This is a genomic window from Roseisolibacter agri (assembly GCF_030159095.1).
Lineage (GTDB): Bacteria > Gemmatimonadota > Gemmatimonadetes > Gemmatimonadales > Gemmatimonadaceae > Roseisolibacter > Roseisolibacter agri.
Genome location: NZ_BRXS01000004.1, coordinates 460,787 through 475,494, shown reverse-complemented (window position 1 = coordinate 475,494; position 14,708 = coordinate 460,787). Strand labels below are relative to the sequence as shown.

18 protein-coding genes are annotated in these 14,708 nt (G+C 68.6%); 12 read left to right on the top strand and 6 right to left on the bottom strand.

The genetic code is table 11. The features are described from left to right. Positions 1-112: 112 nt before the first annotated feature. From rosag_RS14270 to rosag_RS14255, 4 genes are read left to right on the top strand one after another with little or no spacing between them, the layout of a single operon-like run. A complete protein-coding gene (locus tag rosag_RS14270; RefSeq protein WP_284350818.1) occupies positions 113-745 on the top strand; it encodes a 50S ribosomal protein L25/general stress protein Ctc in 633 nt (210 codons plus the stop codon). Between the two features lie 23 nt (positions 746-768). Continuing rightward, positions 769-1,347, top strand: a complete 579-nt coding sequence (pth, locus tag rosag_RS14265; protein WP_284350817.1) for an aminoacyl-tRNA hydrolase — start codon at positions 769-771, stop codon at positions 1,345-1,347. Positions 1,348-1,350: 3 nt separating this feature from the next. Then, entirely contained in the window at positions 1,351-2,451 is a 1,101-nt protein-coding gene (ychF, locus tag rosag_RS14260; protein WP_284350816.1) for a redox-regulated ATPase YchF, read from the top strand. 3 nt (positions 2,452-2,454) lie between these two features. After that, positions 2,455-2,847, top strand: a complete 393-nt coding sequence (locus tag rosag_RS14255) for a hypothetical protein (protein ID WP_284350815.1) — start codon at positions 2,455-2,457, stop codon at positions 2,845-2,847. Positions 2,848-2,904: 57 nt separating this feature from the next. Here rosag_RS14255 and rosag_RS14250 read toward each other — a convergent pair whose 3' ends face one another. From rosag_RS14250 to rosag_RS14235, 4 genes are all read right to left on the bottom strand, one after another. Next, the gene (locus rosag_RS14250; protein ID WP_284350814.1) at positions 2,905-4,173 is read right to left on the bottom strand and encodes an EAL and HDOD domain-containing protein; all 1,269 of its coding nucleotides are present in this window, start codon (positions 4,171-4,173) and stop codon (positions 2,905-2,907) included. Between the two features lie 212 nt (positions 4,174-4,385). Further along, a complete protein-coding gene (locus rosag_RS14245) occupies positions 4,386-4,772 on the bottom strand; it encodes a Flp family type IVb pilin (protein ID WP_284350813.1) in 387 nt (128 codons plus the stop codon). Positions 4,773-4,939: 167 nt separating this feature from the next. Next, complete coding sequence (locus rosag_RS14240) at positions 4,940-6,097, bottom strand: glutathionylspermidine synthase family protein (protein ID WP_284350812.1); 1,158 nt, start codon at positions 6,095-6,097, stop codon at positions 4,940-4,942. Between the two features lie 3 nt (positions 6,098-6,100). Further along, entirely contained in the window at positions 6,101-6,553 is a 453-nt protein-coding gene (locus rosag_RS14235; protein WP_284350811.1) for a hypothetical protein, read from the bottom strand. 295 nt (positions 6,554-6,848) lie between these two features. Here rosag_RS14235 and rpsF point away from each other — a divergent pair, with 295 nt between their 5' ends. From rpsF to rosag_RS14205, 6 genes are all read left to right on the top strand, one after another. Continuing rightward, the gene (gene rpsF / locus rosag_RS14230) at positions 6,849-7,232 is read left to right on the top strand and encodes a 30S ribosomal protein S6 (protein ID WP_284350810.1); all 384 of its coding nucleotides are present in this window, start codon (positions 6,849-6,851) and stop codon (positions 7,230-7,232) included. A gap of 2 nt (positions 7,233-7,234) precedes the next feature. Continuing rightward, on the top strand, positions 7,235-7,456 hold the full coding sequence (rpsR, locus tag rosag_RS14225) for a 30S ribosomal protein S18 (protein ID WP_275833894.1): 222 nt from the start codon (positions 7,235-7,237) through the stop codon (positions 7,454-7,456). 1 nt (position 7,457) lies between these two features. Then, positions 7,458-8,543: a DUF2232 domain-containing protein gene (locus tag rosag_RS14220; RefSeq protein WP_284350809.1), complete on the top strand. Its 1,086-nt coding sequence runs from the start codon at positions 7,458-7,460 to the stop codon at positions 8,541-8,543. A gap of 113 nt (positions 8,544-8,656) precedes the next feature. Next, positions 8,657-9,100, top strand: a complete 444-nt coding sequence (gene rplI, locus rosag_RS14215) for a 50S ribosomal protein L9 (RefSeq protein ID WP_284350808.1) — start codon at positions 8,657-8,659, stop codon at positions 9,098-9,100. A gap of 335 nt (positions 9,101-9,435) precedes the next feature. Continuing rightward, on the top strand, positions 9,436-10,224 hold the full coding sequence (locus tag rosag_RS14210) for a TIGR04255 family protein (protein WP_284350807.1): 789 nt from the start codon (positions 9,436-9,438) through the stop codon (positions 10,222-10,224). Positions 10,225-10,564: 340 nt separating this feature from the next. Continuing rightward, positions 10,565-11,182, top strand: a complete 618-nt coding sequence (locus rosag_RS14205; protein ID WP_284350806.1) for a hypothetical protein — start codon at positions 10,565-10,567, stop codon at positions 11,180-11,182. A 613-nt stretch (positions 11,183-11,795) separates the two neighbouring features. On the opposite strand, the gene rosag_RS14200 is transcribed toward rosag_RS14205, so the two are convergent. Continuing rightward, positions 11,796-12,944 (bottom strand): DNA cytosine methyltransferase, encoded by a 1,149-nt coding sequence (locus rosag_RS14200; protein ID WP_284350805.1) that lies wholly within the window; start codon positions 12,942-12,944, stop codon positions 11,796-11,798. Between the two features lie 23 nt (positions 12,945-12,967). On the opposite strand from rosag_RS14200, the gene rosag_RS14195 reads away from it, so the two are divergent. Together rosag_RS14195 and rosag_RS25470 are read left to right on the top strand one after the other, a co-directional pair. Next, a complete protein-coding gene (locus rosag_RS14195; protein ID WP_284350804.1) occupies positions 12,968-13,765 on the top strand; it encodes a hypothetical protein in 798 nt (265 codons plus the stop codon). Between the two features lie 46 nt (positions 13,766-13,811). Further along, a complete protein-coding gene (locus rosag_RS25470; protein WP_425607507.1) occupies positions 13,812-14,000 on the top strand; it encodes a toxin-antitoxin system HicB family antitoxin in 189 nt (62 codons plus the stop codon). Here rosag_RS25470 and rosag_RS25420 read toward each other — a convergent pair. Continuing rightward, positions 13,997-14,440: a very short patch repair endonuclease gene (locus rosag_RS25420; RefSeq protein WP_345784840.1), complete on the bottom strand. Its 444-nt coding sequence runs from the start codon at positions 14,438-14,440 to the stop codon at positions 13,997-13,999. The genes rosag_RS25470 and rosag_RS25420 overlap by 4 nt on opposite strands. Positions 14,441-14,708: the final 268 nt, after the last annotated feature.

Below are 14,708 nucleotides of genomic sequence, written 5' to 3'. Positions count from 1 at the left end.
TATCGGTTTAGCTTGTTCGGCTGCGGGTGAGAGGCGGCCGTCGGCAATCCGGTGCTACGGCTGAGGGTAACCCGTTTTCCGACACAGACTTCCGGATACAAGGACGCCTTCCATGGCGAACACCAATCTCGCCGCCGAGCCGCGCTCGGAGACCGGCAAGGGCGTCGCGCGCAAGCTGCGCGCGGCCGGCCGCATCCCCGCCGTCGTCTACGGGCACAACCGCGCCGCCGAGTCGATCACCGTCGACGCGCGCGAGCTCGAGCGCCTCCTCGGCCGCATCTCCGCTGCCAGCACCGTCGTCGAGCTCGGCCTGGGTGGCGGCACGGCCCGCACGCTGATCCGCGAGATCCAGCGCCACCCCGTCCGCCGCCACATCCTGCACGTCGACTTCCAGGAGCTGGTGGCCGGCGAGAAGGTGACGGTGAACGTCCCGCTCGTCTTCGTCGGCACCGCGATCGGCGTCCGCGAGCAGGGCGGCATCTTCGAGGAGGTCATGCGCGAGATCTCGATCTCGGTCGACCCGGCGAGCATCCCGAACCACGTCGACGTCGACATCTCGAAGCTGACGATCGGCCACCCGCTCCACGTCCGCGACCTGCAGCTGCCGGCCGGCGTGACGGTGCTCGACGACGCCGACGCGACCGTGTGCTCGGTGGCCGGCTCGAAGGCCGCCGCCTCGGAGGAGACGACGGCCGCCAGCCCGGCGGAGCCCGAGGTCATCCGCCAGAAGAAGGCCGAGGAGTAACCGCCCGCGCACCCGGAGCTGCCGTGAAGGTCCTCCTCGGACTGGGCAACCCCGGGCGCGAGTACGAGGCGACGCGCCACAACGTCGGCTGGTGGGTCCTCGACCACCTGGCCGACGTTTGGCGTTTCGACGGCTGGCGGAAGGACGGCGACGCCCTCACCACCACCGGTCTGGTCGGCTCGCTCAAGGTGCGCCTGGTCAAGCCGCAGACGTACTACAACCTCAGCGGGACGGTCCTCCGGACCTACCTGCGCAAGCCGTTCTGGGCGCCCGCGACCGACCTGCTCGTGGTGTGCGACGACGTGGCGCTCCCGGTCGGCCGCTACCGCCTCCGTCCGCAGGGCGGCGCCGGCGGCAGCAACGGCCTCAAGTCGATCGAGCGCGAGATCGGCTCGCAGAACTACGGGCGCCTGCGCATCGGCACGAAGCCGGTGGACGAGGCGCGCGAGATCGGCAACCTCGCCGACTTCGTGCTCTCGCCGTTCGACGCGGTGGAGCGGCAGGAGGTCGTCGCGCTGATGCCGAAGCTCGTGGACGCGAGCGAGACGTGGCTGCGGGACGGGATCCTGGCGGCGATGAACAAGCACAATTCCAACGGATAGTCCATGCTCCGCATCGGCATCGTCGGCCTCCCCAACGTGGGCAAGTCGACGCTCTTCAACGCGCTCACCTCGGCGGGCGTCCTGGCGGCGAACTACCCGTTCGCCACCAAGGACCCCAACGTCGGCCGCGTGAACGTCCCGGACGCGCGCCTCGACCGGCTGGCGGACGTCGTCAAGCCGCAGCGCACCGTGCCCGCGGTCGTCGAGTTCGTCGACATCGCCGGCCTCGTGAAGGGCGCGTCGCAGGGTGAGGGCCTGGGCAACCAGTTCCTCGCCAACATCCGCGAGACCGACGCCATCGTGCACGTCGTGCGCTGCTTCGACGACGACGACGTGCTGCACGTGATGGGCGACGTGAACCCGGTGCGCGACCGCGAGGTGATCGAGTTCGAGCTCGCGCTGGCCGACCTCGCGACGGTCGAGAAGCGCCTGGACCGGACGCGCCGCGCGGCCAAGACCGGCGACGCCGACGCGAAGGCGGAGGTCGCGGTGCTGGAGCGCGCGTACGAGTTCCTCAAGGACGGCCGCGGGCTCTGGGAGGCGAAGCTCACCGACGACGAGAAGGCGACGCTGCAGCCGCTCTCGCTGCTCACGGTCAAGCCGATCCTCTACGCCGCCAACGTCACCGACGCCGAGCTGACGGGCGACGAGGGCGCGCACCTCAAGGCGCTGCGCGCGGCGATCGTCGCCAGCGGCGAGCTGGCGAGCGTGGTCCCCTTCTCCGCCAAGATCGAGAGCGAGCTGGCCGAGCTGCCCGCGGAGGACCGCGCGGACTTCCTCGCGTCGCTGGGGCTGGAGAGCGCGGGGCTCGACCGCCTGATCCGCGCCGGCTACGACCTGCTCGGCCTCGAGACGTACTTCACGGCCGGCGAGCAGGAGGTGCGCGCGTGGACGATCCACCGCGGCGACACCGCGCCGAAGGCGGCGGGCGTGATCCACACGGACTTCGAGCGCGGCTTCATCAAGGCCGACACGGTGGGCTACGACGACTTCGTGTCGATGGGCGGCTGGAAGGGCGCGCGCGAGAAGGGCGCGGTGCGCAGCGAGGGGAAGGAGTACGTCGTGGCGGACGGCGACGTGATGCTGTTCAAGTTCAACGTCTGACGCATGCGGTGGACGGTGGAGTTCGACGACGCGCGCGGCGCCGCGATCGTGCGAACGAGCGGGGTGTTCGACCATGCGGCCCACGCCCGCATGGTCGAGGACATCGTGAGCCGGCCGGAATGGCGTCCGGGCCATCCGGTGCTGTTCGACCATCGCGACCTAGACTTCGGCGACGCCGGGTACCAGCACATGCTCGCCGCCGCCGACAACCACCGGGCGCACGATCAGCAGATCGGCGCCGCGCGCTCCGCGCTCGTGATGAAGTCGCCGGCCGACTTCGGCCGCGCGCGCCAGTTCGAGCAGATGGTCGAGGGAGTGGTCCGCGCCGACCTCGCGGTGTTCACCGACGAGGATGCGGCGTGGCGGTGGCTCGCCGCCGGATCGCGCGCGACGTGACGTGCAGACGGGGCCCGCTGCGATTGCAGCGGGCCCCGTCTCGTCGCGCCGGCATGCCTACGCGGCGGCCCCTCTCTCCGCGGGCTCCGCGGACGCCGCCTCCGACGCGCGCTCCTGCGCCCACGACAGGGCCTCCACGTACAGCACCGGCAGCAGGTCGAGCGACACGCCGAGCGACTCGGCGCCGCTGGAGACGGTGTCCCACGCGCCGATCTCGTACGCCTCCGCCACCCGCAGCGCCGCCCCGTATGGCCCCTCGCGCGCGAGCAGCGCCTCGCGCAGCTCCGTCGTCAGCTCGAGGCGCGAGACGACCTCGGACATGGGCACGCGCATCAGCGCGTCGAGCATCGAGAAGAGTCCGGCCATGAACAGCGCGCCGCCCTCGCGCCGTCGCCCTGCGGCCTCGGCGAGCAGTTCGCAGAAGCGCGCGCGCAGCATCGCGCCCGTCACCAGCTCCGCACGCACGCCGGTCGCCGTCGCGAACGACGAGACGAGCAGGAGCCCGAGCCACCGGTGGAGCGTGGCGCGCCCCAGCAGCCGGATCGCGTGCCCGATCGACTCGACGCCCGCGCGGCCGCTGCCCGCCGAGTTGACGATGCGCAGCAGCTTGTAGGCGAGCGTGATGTCGCCCCGGAAGATCTCCTCCACCTGCGCGTCGCTCGTCTCCGCATCGCGCAGCACGTTCATCAGGCGGATGAGATTGCCCTGCTGCACGGGCACCTCCCGGCCGGCCAGCAGCTCCGGGCGCGCGTGGAAGTAGCCCTGGAACAGCTCGAAGCCGAGCGTCGCGCAGCGCGCGCGCGCGGCGGCGGTCTCCACGCGCTCGGCCAGGCAGCAGACGTCGAACGGCCGCACCTGCGCGAGCGCCGCGCGCAGCTCGTCGTCCGCGCGTCCGAGCACGTCGATCTTGACGATGCGCGCGAGGCGCAGGAGCGGCTCGTTGGCCGGATCGTGCACGTAGTCGTCGAGTGCGAGCGTGTAGCCCGCCGCGACGAGCGCCTCGCACGCGGGCAGCGTCTCGTCGTCGCACGTCACCGACTCGAGGAGCTCGATCACGACCTGCTGCGGGTCGAGCACGTGGATGCTGCCGTCGAGCAGCATCGGCCGGTCGACGTTGATGTACGCGCGCCGGCCGCCGGTCACGCGGGCGAGGCCGATGCCGAGCAGCGTGCGCGTGATCGTGTCGCTCGACATGCGCGTCGAGTCCGCCCCGACGGCGGCCGTCGCGCGTGCGCTGTCGCGGTAGAGCAGCTCGTACGCGACGAGCCGGTCCGCACGATCGAAGATCGGCTGGCGGGCGAGGGCGATCTCGAGCGAGTCAAGCATCGGCGGCCGGGCGCGAGAGAGACTGCAGCAGATCACGGGACGTAGATGGTGCCCCCGCGAGTGTCGGCGCCTGTCCGCCGAAGCTGAACACAGACGTTCCGGCTGGGGAGACGCGCCGACTCCCGCCCGAGAACGTCGAAGGCCCGACGGGCAACGCCCGTCGGGCCTCTCTGGTCGCCACGTCCGGCATCCGTCGGTGCCGGAGCGATCGGCTACCGGTTCGGGTTCCCGCCGCCCGGGTTGCCGCCGCCCGGATTGCCGCCGCCGGGATTGCCGCCGCCCGGATTGCCACCGCCCGGATTGCCACCGCCCGGATTGCCACCGCTGGGGTTCCCGCCGCTGGGATTGCCGCCGCTGGGATTGCCACCGGTCTGGCTGCCGCCCGTTCCGCCGCTGCCACCAGCGTCGGCGGTGCCCGCGCTGGCCGTCATCGCGCTGCCGGCCGTGTTCATCTTGTCGCTCGAGGCGCCGCCCAGGCGGTTCACGCCGACGACGACGGCGACGGCGATCATGGCGACGAGCAGGGCGTACTCGGTGAGCGTCGCGCCGTCGTCCTGCTGCAGGAAGCGGCGGAGCTGCTGGCGGAGAATCGCGGGCATCGGCGGGCGGACCAGGGTCCCGGCAGAGGGGGGCGCCTCAGGAGACGGCGCCGAGATGACGAACATGATAACTCACCGGGGCACCTGCGCACCATGTGGCGCACGCCCCACGCCGCGCCGCCTGCCGGCGGACACCCCACGCGCCGCGGGTCGACCGGCCGCCCCTCCTACCCGATGCGGTGCGGCACGAAGCGGCTCGTGTTGCCGGTGATGGGGCCGTCCGACTCGCGGATCCCGATCCCGGCCGCCTGCCCGCCGACCACCCAGCTCCCGATGACCGCGCTCGCGCCGTCGAACGTCGGCAGCGGCGCCAGCGCCTGGTAGACCCACCCCTCGTCGCCGTAGTCGCCGCGCGACTCGGCCACCGTCTCGCCGAACAGGACGAGCGACACGTTCGCCCCCTCGCGCGACAGCAGCGGCTTGCGCGCATAGGCCTCCAGCAGCGCCGCGTCGAAGTAGGCGGGGAGCAGGTTCGGGTGGTCCGGGAACAGCTCCCAGAGGATCGCCAGGATCCCCTTGTTGCTGAGGACCATCTTCCAGGCCGGCTCGATCCACCGCGTGCGGCGCGCGGCCGCGGCCAGCTGCTCGGCGAAGCCCTCACGGGCCATCCACTCCCACGGGTACAGCTTGAACGCCGCGTCGATCGGCCGCTCGTCCAGGTCGACGAAGCGCGCGCGGCGGTCGTCCCAGCCGATCTCCTCCATCAGCAGCGGGTGCGTGGCCAGCCCAGCCTGCTCGGCGGTGTCGCGCAGGTAGGCGACCGTCGCCTGGTCCTCGGGATCGGCGGTGGCGGCGAAGTGCACGAGCGGCGGCGCGCCGCGCGGCGCCCCCTCGCCCGGACCGAGCATGAGCGCGCGCCAGGCAGCGACCAGGCGCTCGTGGATCGAGTTGAACTGGTCCGCGCCCGGCGCGACGTCCTGCAGCCAGTACCACTGCGCGACGGCCGCCTCGACGAGCGACGTGGGCGTGTCGGCGTTGTACTCCAGCAGCCGCGGCGCTCCACGGCCGTCGTAGGCGAGGTCGAACCGGCCGTACAGTGTCGGCTCGGCCGCTGCCCACGAGGCCTCGATGAGCGGGACCGCGGCGCGCGGGATGGCCAGCTCGTCCCAGCGCCCCTTCTGGATCACGTGGCCGGCCGCCTGGACGCACAGCCGGTGGAGCTCCTGCGTCGCCTCCTCCAGCACGTCCACCTCGTCCATCGACAGCACGTAGGCGCGCGACTCGTCCCAGTACGTCGCGCCATCGGCCGAGGTGTGGTGCGGCAGCCCGATCTCCTCGACGCGCGCCTGCCAGTCGGGGCGCCGCGCGCTCCCCTCGCGGCGCATCGCTCAGCCGCCCATGCTGCGGCCCGCCCCGATGCTGCCGAAGCCGCCGCGCACGGTGCCGGTGCCACGGCTGCGCCCCGCGCTCGATCCGGACGGCGCGCCGACGCTGCGGGCGCGCGACCACCCCTGCCCCGTGCGGAACGCCAGCCCGCCGGGCGAGCGATAGCGCCGGCCGGCCAGGGGCGCGTAGCCGCCGCCGGTCATCAGCCCGCTCGCCAGCCGCCCGCCGTAGTACCAGAGGAAGACCGGCGGGATGCCGCCCGACTGCCGGACGACGCGTCCGGAATCGGTCGCCGGCGTGGTGGCGGTCGGGGCGTTGGTCGCGGTGCAGAGCGACTCGGCCACGACCCGGTTGGTGCCGCGCTCCACGCACTGCAGCGCCTCCTGCTGGCTGCAGGCGGCGAGCGAGGAGGCGGAGGCGACGAGCGTGAGCGGAACGGCGCGGGAGCGCTTCACGAGATGGACGGAGGATCGGGTTGGAGCGGCCACGCGTCCGGACGGCGCGCGGCGACACCCTGGATAGTACGAGCGCGACGCCCCGGCTGCTTCGCGCCGCGCGCGTCTCGGGTGCCCGTTGCCGTAAGTGACGGTCGCGGATAGGTTTCGAGGCTGCTCACAACGGCCCCGGCCAGCGCCGGGGCCTTCACACCCCTCCTCCCACTCCGGCAACCAGTGGGGGGCGGCACACGCGACGTCCGGCGCGCGGCCCCTGGCCGCGGTCCGGGCCCGACCACAGGGAGGATTGCCACTCGTGCCCAACACGAAGGCCACGTCTCGCACGTACGAGGCGGTCTACATCTTCGACTCGGCGCTGGAAGACCAGCAGATCGCCGACAAGCTCCAGAAGCACCACGGGCTGCTGAGCGCCACCGGCGACATCACGCTCGAGCACTGGGGCCGCCGCCAGCTCGCGTATCCGATCGCGAAGCGTGAGAACGGCTACTACATCATCGCGCAGTTCACGCTCGATGACGTCACGGTGCTCCCCGAGTTCGAGCGCGCGCTCAAGCTCGACGAGGGCGTGCTGCGCTACCTGATCTCGCTGCACGAGCGCGAGCTCGGCGCCCCGCCGATGACGGAAGAGGAGCTGGCCGCCCGCAAGAAGGACGACGACGACGACGACGACGAGGAATAACCATGCGCCGCCCCAAGAAGACCGATCCGTTCGCCGAGGCGCGCATCCGCTTCGTCGACTACAAGGACGACCGCCTGCTCTCGCGCTTCATCACGGAGACGGGCAAGGTGCTGCCGGGCCGCCTCACGGGCGCCACGGCGCGTCACCAGCGCCAGCTCGCCAAGGCCATCAAGAAGGCCCGCTACCTCGCCCTGATCCCCTACACCAAGGGGTCGCAGAGCTAAGATGGCGGCGGCCGAGCGGGGCATCTCGCCGGCGGCGCGCGAGCGGGGGTGGGGGCGGACGGTCGTCGCCCTCCTCGCCTGCCTCGCGCTCGCGGCGGCTCCGCTCTGGCCGGCGGCGGCCGGCCTGATCGCGGCGTTCGTGCGGGTCGCGCTGCCCATCGAGCAGACCATGCTGCTCGTGGTGCCGGCGCTCGCGGCGTGCGCGGCGGTGGGCTGGTGGGCCGGCGGGCGGATCTACCTTCTGCTCGCCTGGCTCGCCCTGGCGGCGTGGGTCGTGATGGCCCCGCTGCCGGTGCAGGCACCGAGCTACCCCTCGCTCGCCCGCGGGTGGGCGCTGCTGGTGGCCGCGTCGTTCGGCATCGTCGGCATCGTGGCGCCGGGGCGCGCGTTCTTCTCGCGCGCGCTGTCGTCGCTCGGGCTGGCCCTCGGGGTCGCGCTGGTCGTGCTGTTCGCGACCGACCGCGATCCGGGGCGCCTCTCCCGGGTGATGACCACCGAGTACCAGCGCCGCGCGTCGGCGTCGCTCGACGCCTGGCGCGACCACGCCGCGGACGATGGCTGGCAGTCCGTCGCGGCCCGCTCCCCGGAGCTGGCCGAGCGGGCCGACGGGACCGCCGCCGGGCTGGAGGCGCTGCCGCAGTACGCGGCGATGCTGACGCCGGCGCTGGTCGCGCTGGAATCGCTGGCGGCGCTGGCGCTCGCCTGGGCGCTGTACCATCGCCTGAGCCGGACGCGGCTGGGCCCCCCGCTGGGGGCGCTCCGGACGTTCCGGTTCAACGACCAGCTGGTGTGGGGCGTGGTGGCCGGGGCGGCGATGCTGCTCGTGCCGTCGCTCGCCGCGCTGCGGGTGGTCGGGGCGAACCTGCTGGCCTTCTTCGGCGCGCTGTACGCGCTGCGGGGGCTGGGCGTCCTGCGGTGGTGGGCGCCCGAGAAGTGGGCCGCGCTCGCCGCGCTGGGCGTCGCGCTGCTGCTCCCCGTCATGGGGGTGACGCTGCTCGCCGGCACGCTCGGCGTGATCGCGCTGCTCCTGGGGCTGGGCGACACGTGGCAGGACTGGCGCAACCGGCGGCCGCGCCCGACGGCTTGAACGATCGAACTCGACGTACGTCTTCGTCTCTTCATAGCTCGCTAGAGCTCTCTACTCGCGCCGCGCGCCCCCGGGACACCCGGGCGCTGGCGCGGCCCGACAAGGAGGACCCGATGGAAGTCATTCTGCGGCAGGCGGTCGAGAACCTGGGGCACCCCGGGGACGTCGTGACCGTCTCCAACGGCTACGCCCGCAACTACCTGCTCCCGCGCGGGGTCGCCTACCAGGCGACCGAGGGGAACAAGAAGCGCATCTCGCAGGAGAAGGCGCGCCTGGAGGCGGCCGAGAGCCAGCGCCGCGGCGCGGCCGAGGAGGTCGCCAAGAAGCTCGAGGAGGTGTCGATCACCTTCGCGGCGCGCGTCGGCGAGGAGGGCAAGCTGTTCGGCTCCGTCACCACGCAGGACATCGCCGACCAGCTGGCCGCCCAGGGCTTCACGATCGAGCGTCGCCAGATCGACCTGCACGAGCCGATCAAGGCGCTCGGCGTCTACCGCGTGCCGGTCAAGCTGCACGCGGACGTGAAGCCCGAGATCAAAGTTTGGGTGATCAAACAGTAAACAAACAATATCTCCCCATACTGAAAACGACCGGACAGTCGTCACGTCACGCAGGGGAACTAGTGTTTGCCATGCCGGGGTACGAGGCCAATCAGCCTCGTACCCCGGTGTTTTTCGGAAGCTATCTCGGACCGCTGAGTACTTTTTGCGGGATGTGATGCGAAGGCGGCCAGTTAAAGTGCCGATCCTTGACGGTGTACTTCCCAATAAACGGCGATGCCCCGCTGCCCCTGCGGGAGCCTCAAACCGCAGGATAGCCACCGCCGTAGGACTCATGGACGTGAGGGCCGGCGGCTGACTTGTGCCTGCTGAGTCCGACACCATATTCCCGCCGAATGACGCCAAGTGCGCCCACGCCGCGTTACGAGAACCCACCACTGCTCGAAGCCGTGTTGGGGTTCAGGTTCGCCCGCGCCCCCCGGTCGTGGGATTCAGTGTACTTCGGCAAGCTGCACTTGGCCCTGAAAGGCTTCCCTCGCGTGGACACGCTCGAAGGCGCCTCTCTCACCTTCCAGCCGGGACAGGGCGTTCAGTTTACTCCGGCACCGGAGGTAAAGCGGTTCATTCGTGAGGACGGCGGAGTCGTTGTCTCAGCATCTCCGGAGACAGTTGGGGTGAGTGTGCTGCCCAAGCAGATCGCCGGTGGGCATCCGGGTTGGGACTTCCTGCGCGACACCGCGTTGTGGGCGCTTCAAGCGTACGAGTCAATAACGAGCCCCGGACCGCTCCAAGAAGTCGGAGTCCGCTACATCGACGTAGTGCCGATTGACCCCGGGAGTTTCCGGTTAGGCGACTTCGTTCGCGCGGAGAGCGGCATTGTACCGATGGCGTTGATGGACGAACGGAACCCGTTCGCATTTCGGGTCGAGCGCACCAGCGGGACAGAGTACGGAAATCTCCGCGAGGTAGTCTCGATGCAAGCGCGCGCTACCGCGACTGGCGGCGGAGAGTTGGTGCTCGACGTAGACGAGTTGATGCAGGTCAGGTCCGAGGCTGCCACTCCGAATGTGGAGACACTCGCGGATCACCTCCACGAAGCGGTGCATCGAGTCTTCGGAAGCGTCATTCACGAGTCGGTTCTCAGGAGTTTCAATCCCTTGCCAGCCGAGGCAAACGCAAGATGAGCGCAGCGACTGTAGCACCGGCTGCTTGGAGCCCGTCGTGGGCATACGTGCAGGAGGCGCGCAGTGGTGAGGCGCGGTCAATTCTAGACTGGCTTCAGGTATCAGCGCCGCTCGTTCTCTCCCACACGCCAACCGTACATCAGGTTCTCGTTTCCCCGGCTTACGACTGGTCATCCCCGTGGGACCGTGCGGCCATCCTCTCCGTAAATCTTGGTGAGATGGTCGAGCCGGATGCGGAAGACTGGCGGGCGTTCACGTCCGCGGTCGAGAGACAAGGACGTCGGGCAGCAGCCGTTCGGAGAGTGAACTCCGCAGGTGGCCAGCGTTTGCCCTGAACCCGATGGCGCCGACGCAGCCGACTGGTGACAACATCGATCTTCCCTCAGCAGCAGCGCAGTTTCGCCCTGCTCCGGGACCCGAGGTCATCGCAGCGATCCAGCAGTACGCGTTCGGATCTGCGGACTGGCTGTACGATCTCAACTTCGCCGACCAAGAGCCGTGGCAAGGTGATGTCTTGCCGGATGCCTCCGTGGCCTACGTCGACGGGGCCGGTGACATCGTAGTGATCGACGGCCCTGTAATGCTCTTGTCGACCTCGTGCGATGCAGTGCCGGGGCGCAACAAGCCCGTCGCGACGGTCGCGCCGGTGTTCACTGTCTCGTCGTTTCTAGACGATCTCTCGCAAGGTCAGCGAACGAGCAAAGGGCAGGCGCTCAGGGAGAATCGGTACTCGAACATCTTCTACCTGCCGTCCGTCGAGGGGATGTCGGAGCAGTACGTGAACTTTTCGTACGCAGGACCGGTGTCGACGGACTGGCTAGCGGGCCATTGTTCCAAGTGCGATCCACACGACCGGCTTCGGCTCTCACAGAACGGCTGGTACGTTCTCATGATGAAGCTCGCGGCTCACTACACTCGAAGCGAACAGGTTGGAGATCCGCCTCGTCGCGAGAGCTAGCCGACGGAAACGCACCATCGCGCCCTAACCCGGCGCATGACGTCGACAAGATCAGCGGGGTGAGTGGCTTCAACGCCACTCACCCCGCTTTTCATTTGAGACTTCCGCGGACCGACCGTTGAGGAATCGAGTGGTTCTTTTCCGCCTCGACACGATCAAGGACGTCATTCCAATCCACTCCTCGGTACAGTCGATGTAGTATCGCCCTTGCTTGCTCCTCGGGAAGCGGCTCGATGGGGTACGCGTGCCTTAGCTTGTACTGGCGACGCACGCAGCAGTCGATAGCAAATCGCTCCGGAGGTTCGCCGGGCGCGACGAGTGCAATCCTGCCATCCGGAAGGCGGCCCGCCCGGTACTGTTGAGTCGCGTTGACTGAGAGGTTGAAAGCGCGTCGCACCTGCTTGGCGGCGCCACGTCCGCCATCCATTTCGGGCGAGGGGGTGAACCCGTGAAGCGGGCCGCCTTCCGCGAACGGATTAGCCACTCCGATGTAGACGGTGATTCCCGTTACGCGCCTTCTCACTAACGCCTTTCGTCGCGCCATTGCCGGCAACCTCCCGTGATTTCGACAGAGTTCGTCGCTGGGTGGCGCCTGAGCGTGGAGCGCCACTCCCTACGGTCGACCGAGCGAAGCACCTCGAATGCGCGACCGTCTTTCCTCCGCCCGTTGCTTTGCGCACGCGGGAACGAAGGGATCTCGAAGGCGCTCGTCTCCCTTTGTGACTTCGGCGTCGGCGGTCCAGCCGAAGAACGCGGCGAGATGGCGGACGACCGCAGCGGCAAGTTTCGGGGGGACTGCGTTTCCGACCTGTCGATACTGCTGAAGCCTCGGAACGTCGTGTGGCCAGATGAACGAGTCGGCGAAGCTCTGAAGCCGTGCAGATTCACGGACGGAGATCACCCGGTCATAGCGGTAATGCACCGGGCGTAAGGGCGAGAAGTTCCCCGTTCCAGCGCGCAGAGTGTAGCCCGGACGGTCCGGGTGAAGCCGGTCGTGATGCGACTTCTTGTCCCGCCTCCCCGGTTCGAGTGCCCGGAAGGCATCCAACATGGCCGGGCTGTGATGCGTCGGTTCGTGGTTGGGGATCAGCGCCGCTTCCGGCGACTCCACGTCCGGCAGGTCGTCGAGGGCATCCCTGCAGGTCACCAAGGGCGATTGACCGAGGAGCGCGAGATCGCCATGCGTGGGCATCGGTGGGAAGGGCGGCGCCTTCTTGCCCCTTGCGCCCACGATGAATAAGCGCTTTCTCATCTGCGGCACGCCGAACTCAGCCGCGCTGAGGACGGCGTGTCTGCTGGCGTAGCCGGCGTCCGTCAACTCGGAGAGAATCCGGTCGAGGACTACGCCCTCGGCCACCGTTTCGAGGTGAGCGACGTTCTCGAAGATGAACCCGTCGGGCTGAAGCTCCCGGAGCAACCGGACATACTCCAAGACCAGATCGCCGCGGGGATCAGCGAGGCCCTGCCGCTTCCCAATGACGCTGAATGGCTGGCACGGTGGACCACCGGCGAGCAATGCCGGTCGCCGGCCAGCTAGGCCCGCGGCCTCCATCAGCGACGCTCCCGTAAGGGCACGGGCGTCCGCCGTCAGGGCGCGGGAGCCCCGGTACTCATGGTTATACGCATAGGTCCGCATGGTCGGAGCGTAGTAGTCCGTCCCGAGCGCGACGCGGAATCCCGCGTCAAGAACGCCCGTGGACAGCCCTCCGCAACCAGCGAACAACTCGATGGCGACTGGATCAGCCGAAGAACCGTTCCGCATTTTCCAACTTAACTGAGACTGCGATGGGGAGATCGCTCCAATCGCACGGGCGACAGTCCAAGGTTTACGTCCCGGTGCTTCGCTGGATCTTCAAGAAGTACTACCGGCGGGGGAAGCAGAGCATCGAGTTCACCATGCAGGACATTCGGGAAGCGTGCGACGATCTCGGGATCGAAGCGGCGAACCCCGCGGATGTTGTCTACAGGATGAAGTCACGCACGAAGATTCCGCCCGAAATCGAGGAGCTAGGCTTCCGCATTCTTCGTCCGGTCGCGCGCGGAAAGTACCTCCTGGAAGTCGGAGAGAGCACGCTTATCGACTACCCGGACTGTGATGTCGAGGAGATCATCGACCGGACGCCCGCGCCGGTTCGACGGATGCTGGGCGTTGAATTCGGGGACATCGACGAGCAGGGACTTCTCTCGGTCATCCGCTACAACGATCTGATTTCCCGCTTTCTCGGTCAGCGCGCGTTCCACTTCAAGGGTCACGTGCGAAAGAGCGTTGAGGGCGTCGGTCAGGCAGAGGTGGATGACGTCCACGTCTCAACACCGCTCGACGCCGACGAGCCGATCACGGTCGTCCCGGTCGAGGCGAAGGCTAAGGACGAGCCGACCAATCGCGCTCAGATCGCGATGCAGATCCTCTACGCGCGAACGAGCTTTCCCGGTCATCCGGTCCGTCCCCTGACGATCAAGCTGTTCGCGGATGGGGTGATCCTTTTCATGGAATTCGAGGACGAAACGAATCCGAGAGAACTGAGAGTGATTCGCAGCACCAGGTATCGACTTGTCGAGCCCGACCGCTCATCGCGGGAATAAATGATATCACAAATTCCCGTGGCGGTCAACCCGCGGCAGGTGCGCCGTGACTGAGAAGCGCCCTCGCGGACGGCCTCCGAAGCTCGGTGACCACCACCGGTTCGTACTTCGATTGCCGGACCCCCTCCACAAGCGACTTCTGGACGCCGCCCGCCAGAGCAATCGGTCGCTAAACGACCTCATCCTTGAAGTCCTGAGCGGGTGGGCGGATCGGCAGCAGCCTAAGGATCACTAACGGGCTGAAGGCGTCCGGCGGCGAACAATCCGGGCAATCCTGTGCGCGTATCGCTCTACGTCGGCCTTGACGTCCTTCTCCCATAGCCGAATCACCCGCCAACCAGCAGCCCGCAACACCGCGGCGTGCTCGGCGTCACGCGCCACGTTTCTGCGAATCTTGACGAGCCAGTAGGCGCGATTCGTCGGACCTATGCTCCGGCGAAACGCCCGGCTCCCCTGCTCCACCAGCACTCTACCGTGCCAGTAGTCGCCGTCCACAAACACGGCAACGCGGGCAGAGGCAAAAACGATATCCGGTCTTCCGGGAAGCGCTGAATCGTAGAGTCTGTATCGCAGACCGAGACGGTGCAGCGCTTTCCGGAGAGCTACCTCCGCGGCGTTGTTTGTTGACCGGACGGCGGCCATGCGCCGCGACACAAACGCCGGGTCCTGAGCCATTCTCTGATCAGATCGGTTTTCGGGACGGAACTTGTTGATTGAATTGTACTTGGCGGATCCAAGCGGCGGGCGGAGCAAGTTGGACGGACTTGCCCCGCGAGCACTGACAGGCTGGACGGGCCTGCTCGGACACAGACTTGAGGGGCTGCTGGACGGGCGAGCCCTCCTACTGATTACCTCAACTTTCGCTGCCGCAGGACAGCGCTCGCCGCTGGTGACGCCGCGTGCGAACCATCGTCGTGTAAGTGTCTACGCCGCACTGAGATAG

What these genes read in the sequence shown, in the direction of transcription:
- rosag_RS14255 (WP_284350815.1), top strand. Translation starts at nt 2,455, where the DNA reads ATGCGGTGGACGGTGGAGTTCGACGACGCGCGCGGCGCCGCGATCGTG.
- ychF (WP_284350816.1), top strand. Translation starts at nt 1,351, where the DNA reads ATGCTCCGCATCGGCATCGTCGGCCTCCCCAACGTGGGCAAGTCGACG.
- rosag_RS14240 (WP_284350812.1), bottom strand. Translation starts at nt 6,097, where the DNA reads ATGCGCCGCGAGGGGAGCGCGCGGCGCCCCGACTGGCAGGCGCGCGTC.
- rpsR (WP_275833894.1), top strand. Translation starts at nt 7,235, where the DNA reads ATGCGCCGCCCCAAGAAGACCGATCCGTTCGCCGAGGCGCGCATCCGC.
- rosag_RS25420 (WP_345784840.1), bottom strand. Translation starts at nt 14,440, where the DNA reads ATGGCTCAGGACCCGGCGTTTGTGTCGCGGCGCATGGCCGCCGTCCGG.
- rosag_RS14270 (WP_284350818.1), top strand. Translation starts at nt 113, where the DNA reads ATGGCGAACACCAATCTCGCCGCCGAGCCGCGCTCGGAGACCGGCAAG.
- rosag_RS14250 (WP_284350814.1), bottom strand. Translation starts at nt 4,173, where the DNA reads ATGCTTGACTCGCTCGAGATCGCCCTCGCCCGCCAGCCGATCTTCGAT.
- rosag_RS14195 (WP_284350804.1), top strand. Translation starts at nt 12,968, where the DNA reads ATGGGGAGATCGCTCCAATCGCACGGGCGACAGTCCAAGGTTTACGTC.
- rosag_RS14210 (WP_284350807.1), top strand. Translation starts at nt 9,436, where the DNA reads ATGACGCCAAGTGCGCCCACGCCGCGTTACGAGAACCCACCACTGCTC.
- rosag_RS14200 (WP_284350805.1), bottom strand. Translation starts at nt 12,944, where the DNA reads ATGCGGAACGGTTCTTCGGCTGATCCAGTCGCCATCGAGTTGTTCGCT.
- rplI (WP_284350808.1), top strand. Translation starts at nt 8,657, where the DNA reads ATGGAAGTCATTCTGCGGCAGGCGGTCGAGAACCTGGGGCACCCCGGG.
- rosag_RS14205 (WP_284350806.1), top strand. Translation starts at nt 10,565, where the DNA reads ATGGCGCCGACGCAGCCGACTGGTGACAACATCGATCTTCCCTCAGCA.
- rosag_RS14245 (WP_284350813.1), bottom strand. Translation starts at nt 4,772, where the DNA reads ATGCCCGCGATTCTCCGCCAGCAGCTCCGCCGCTTCCTGCAGCAGGAC.
- rosag_RS14220 (WP_284350809.1), top strand. Translation starts at nt 7,458, where the DNA reads ATGGCGGCGGCCGAGCGGGGCATCTCGCCGGCGGCGCGCGAGCGGGGG.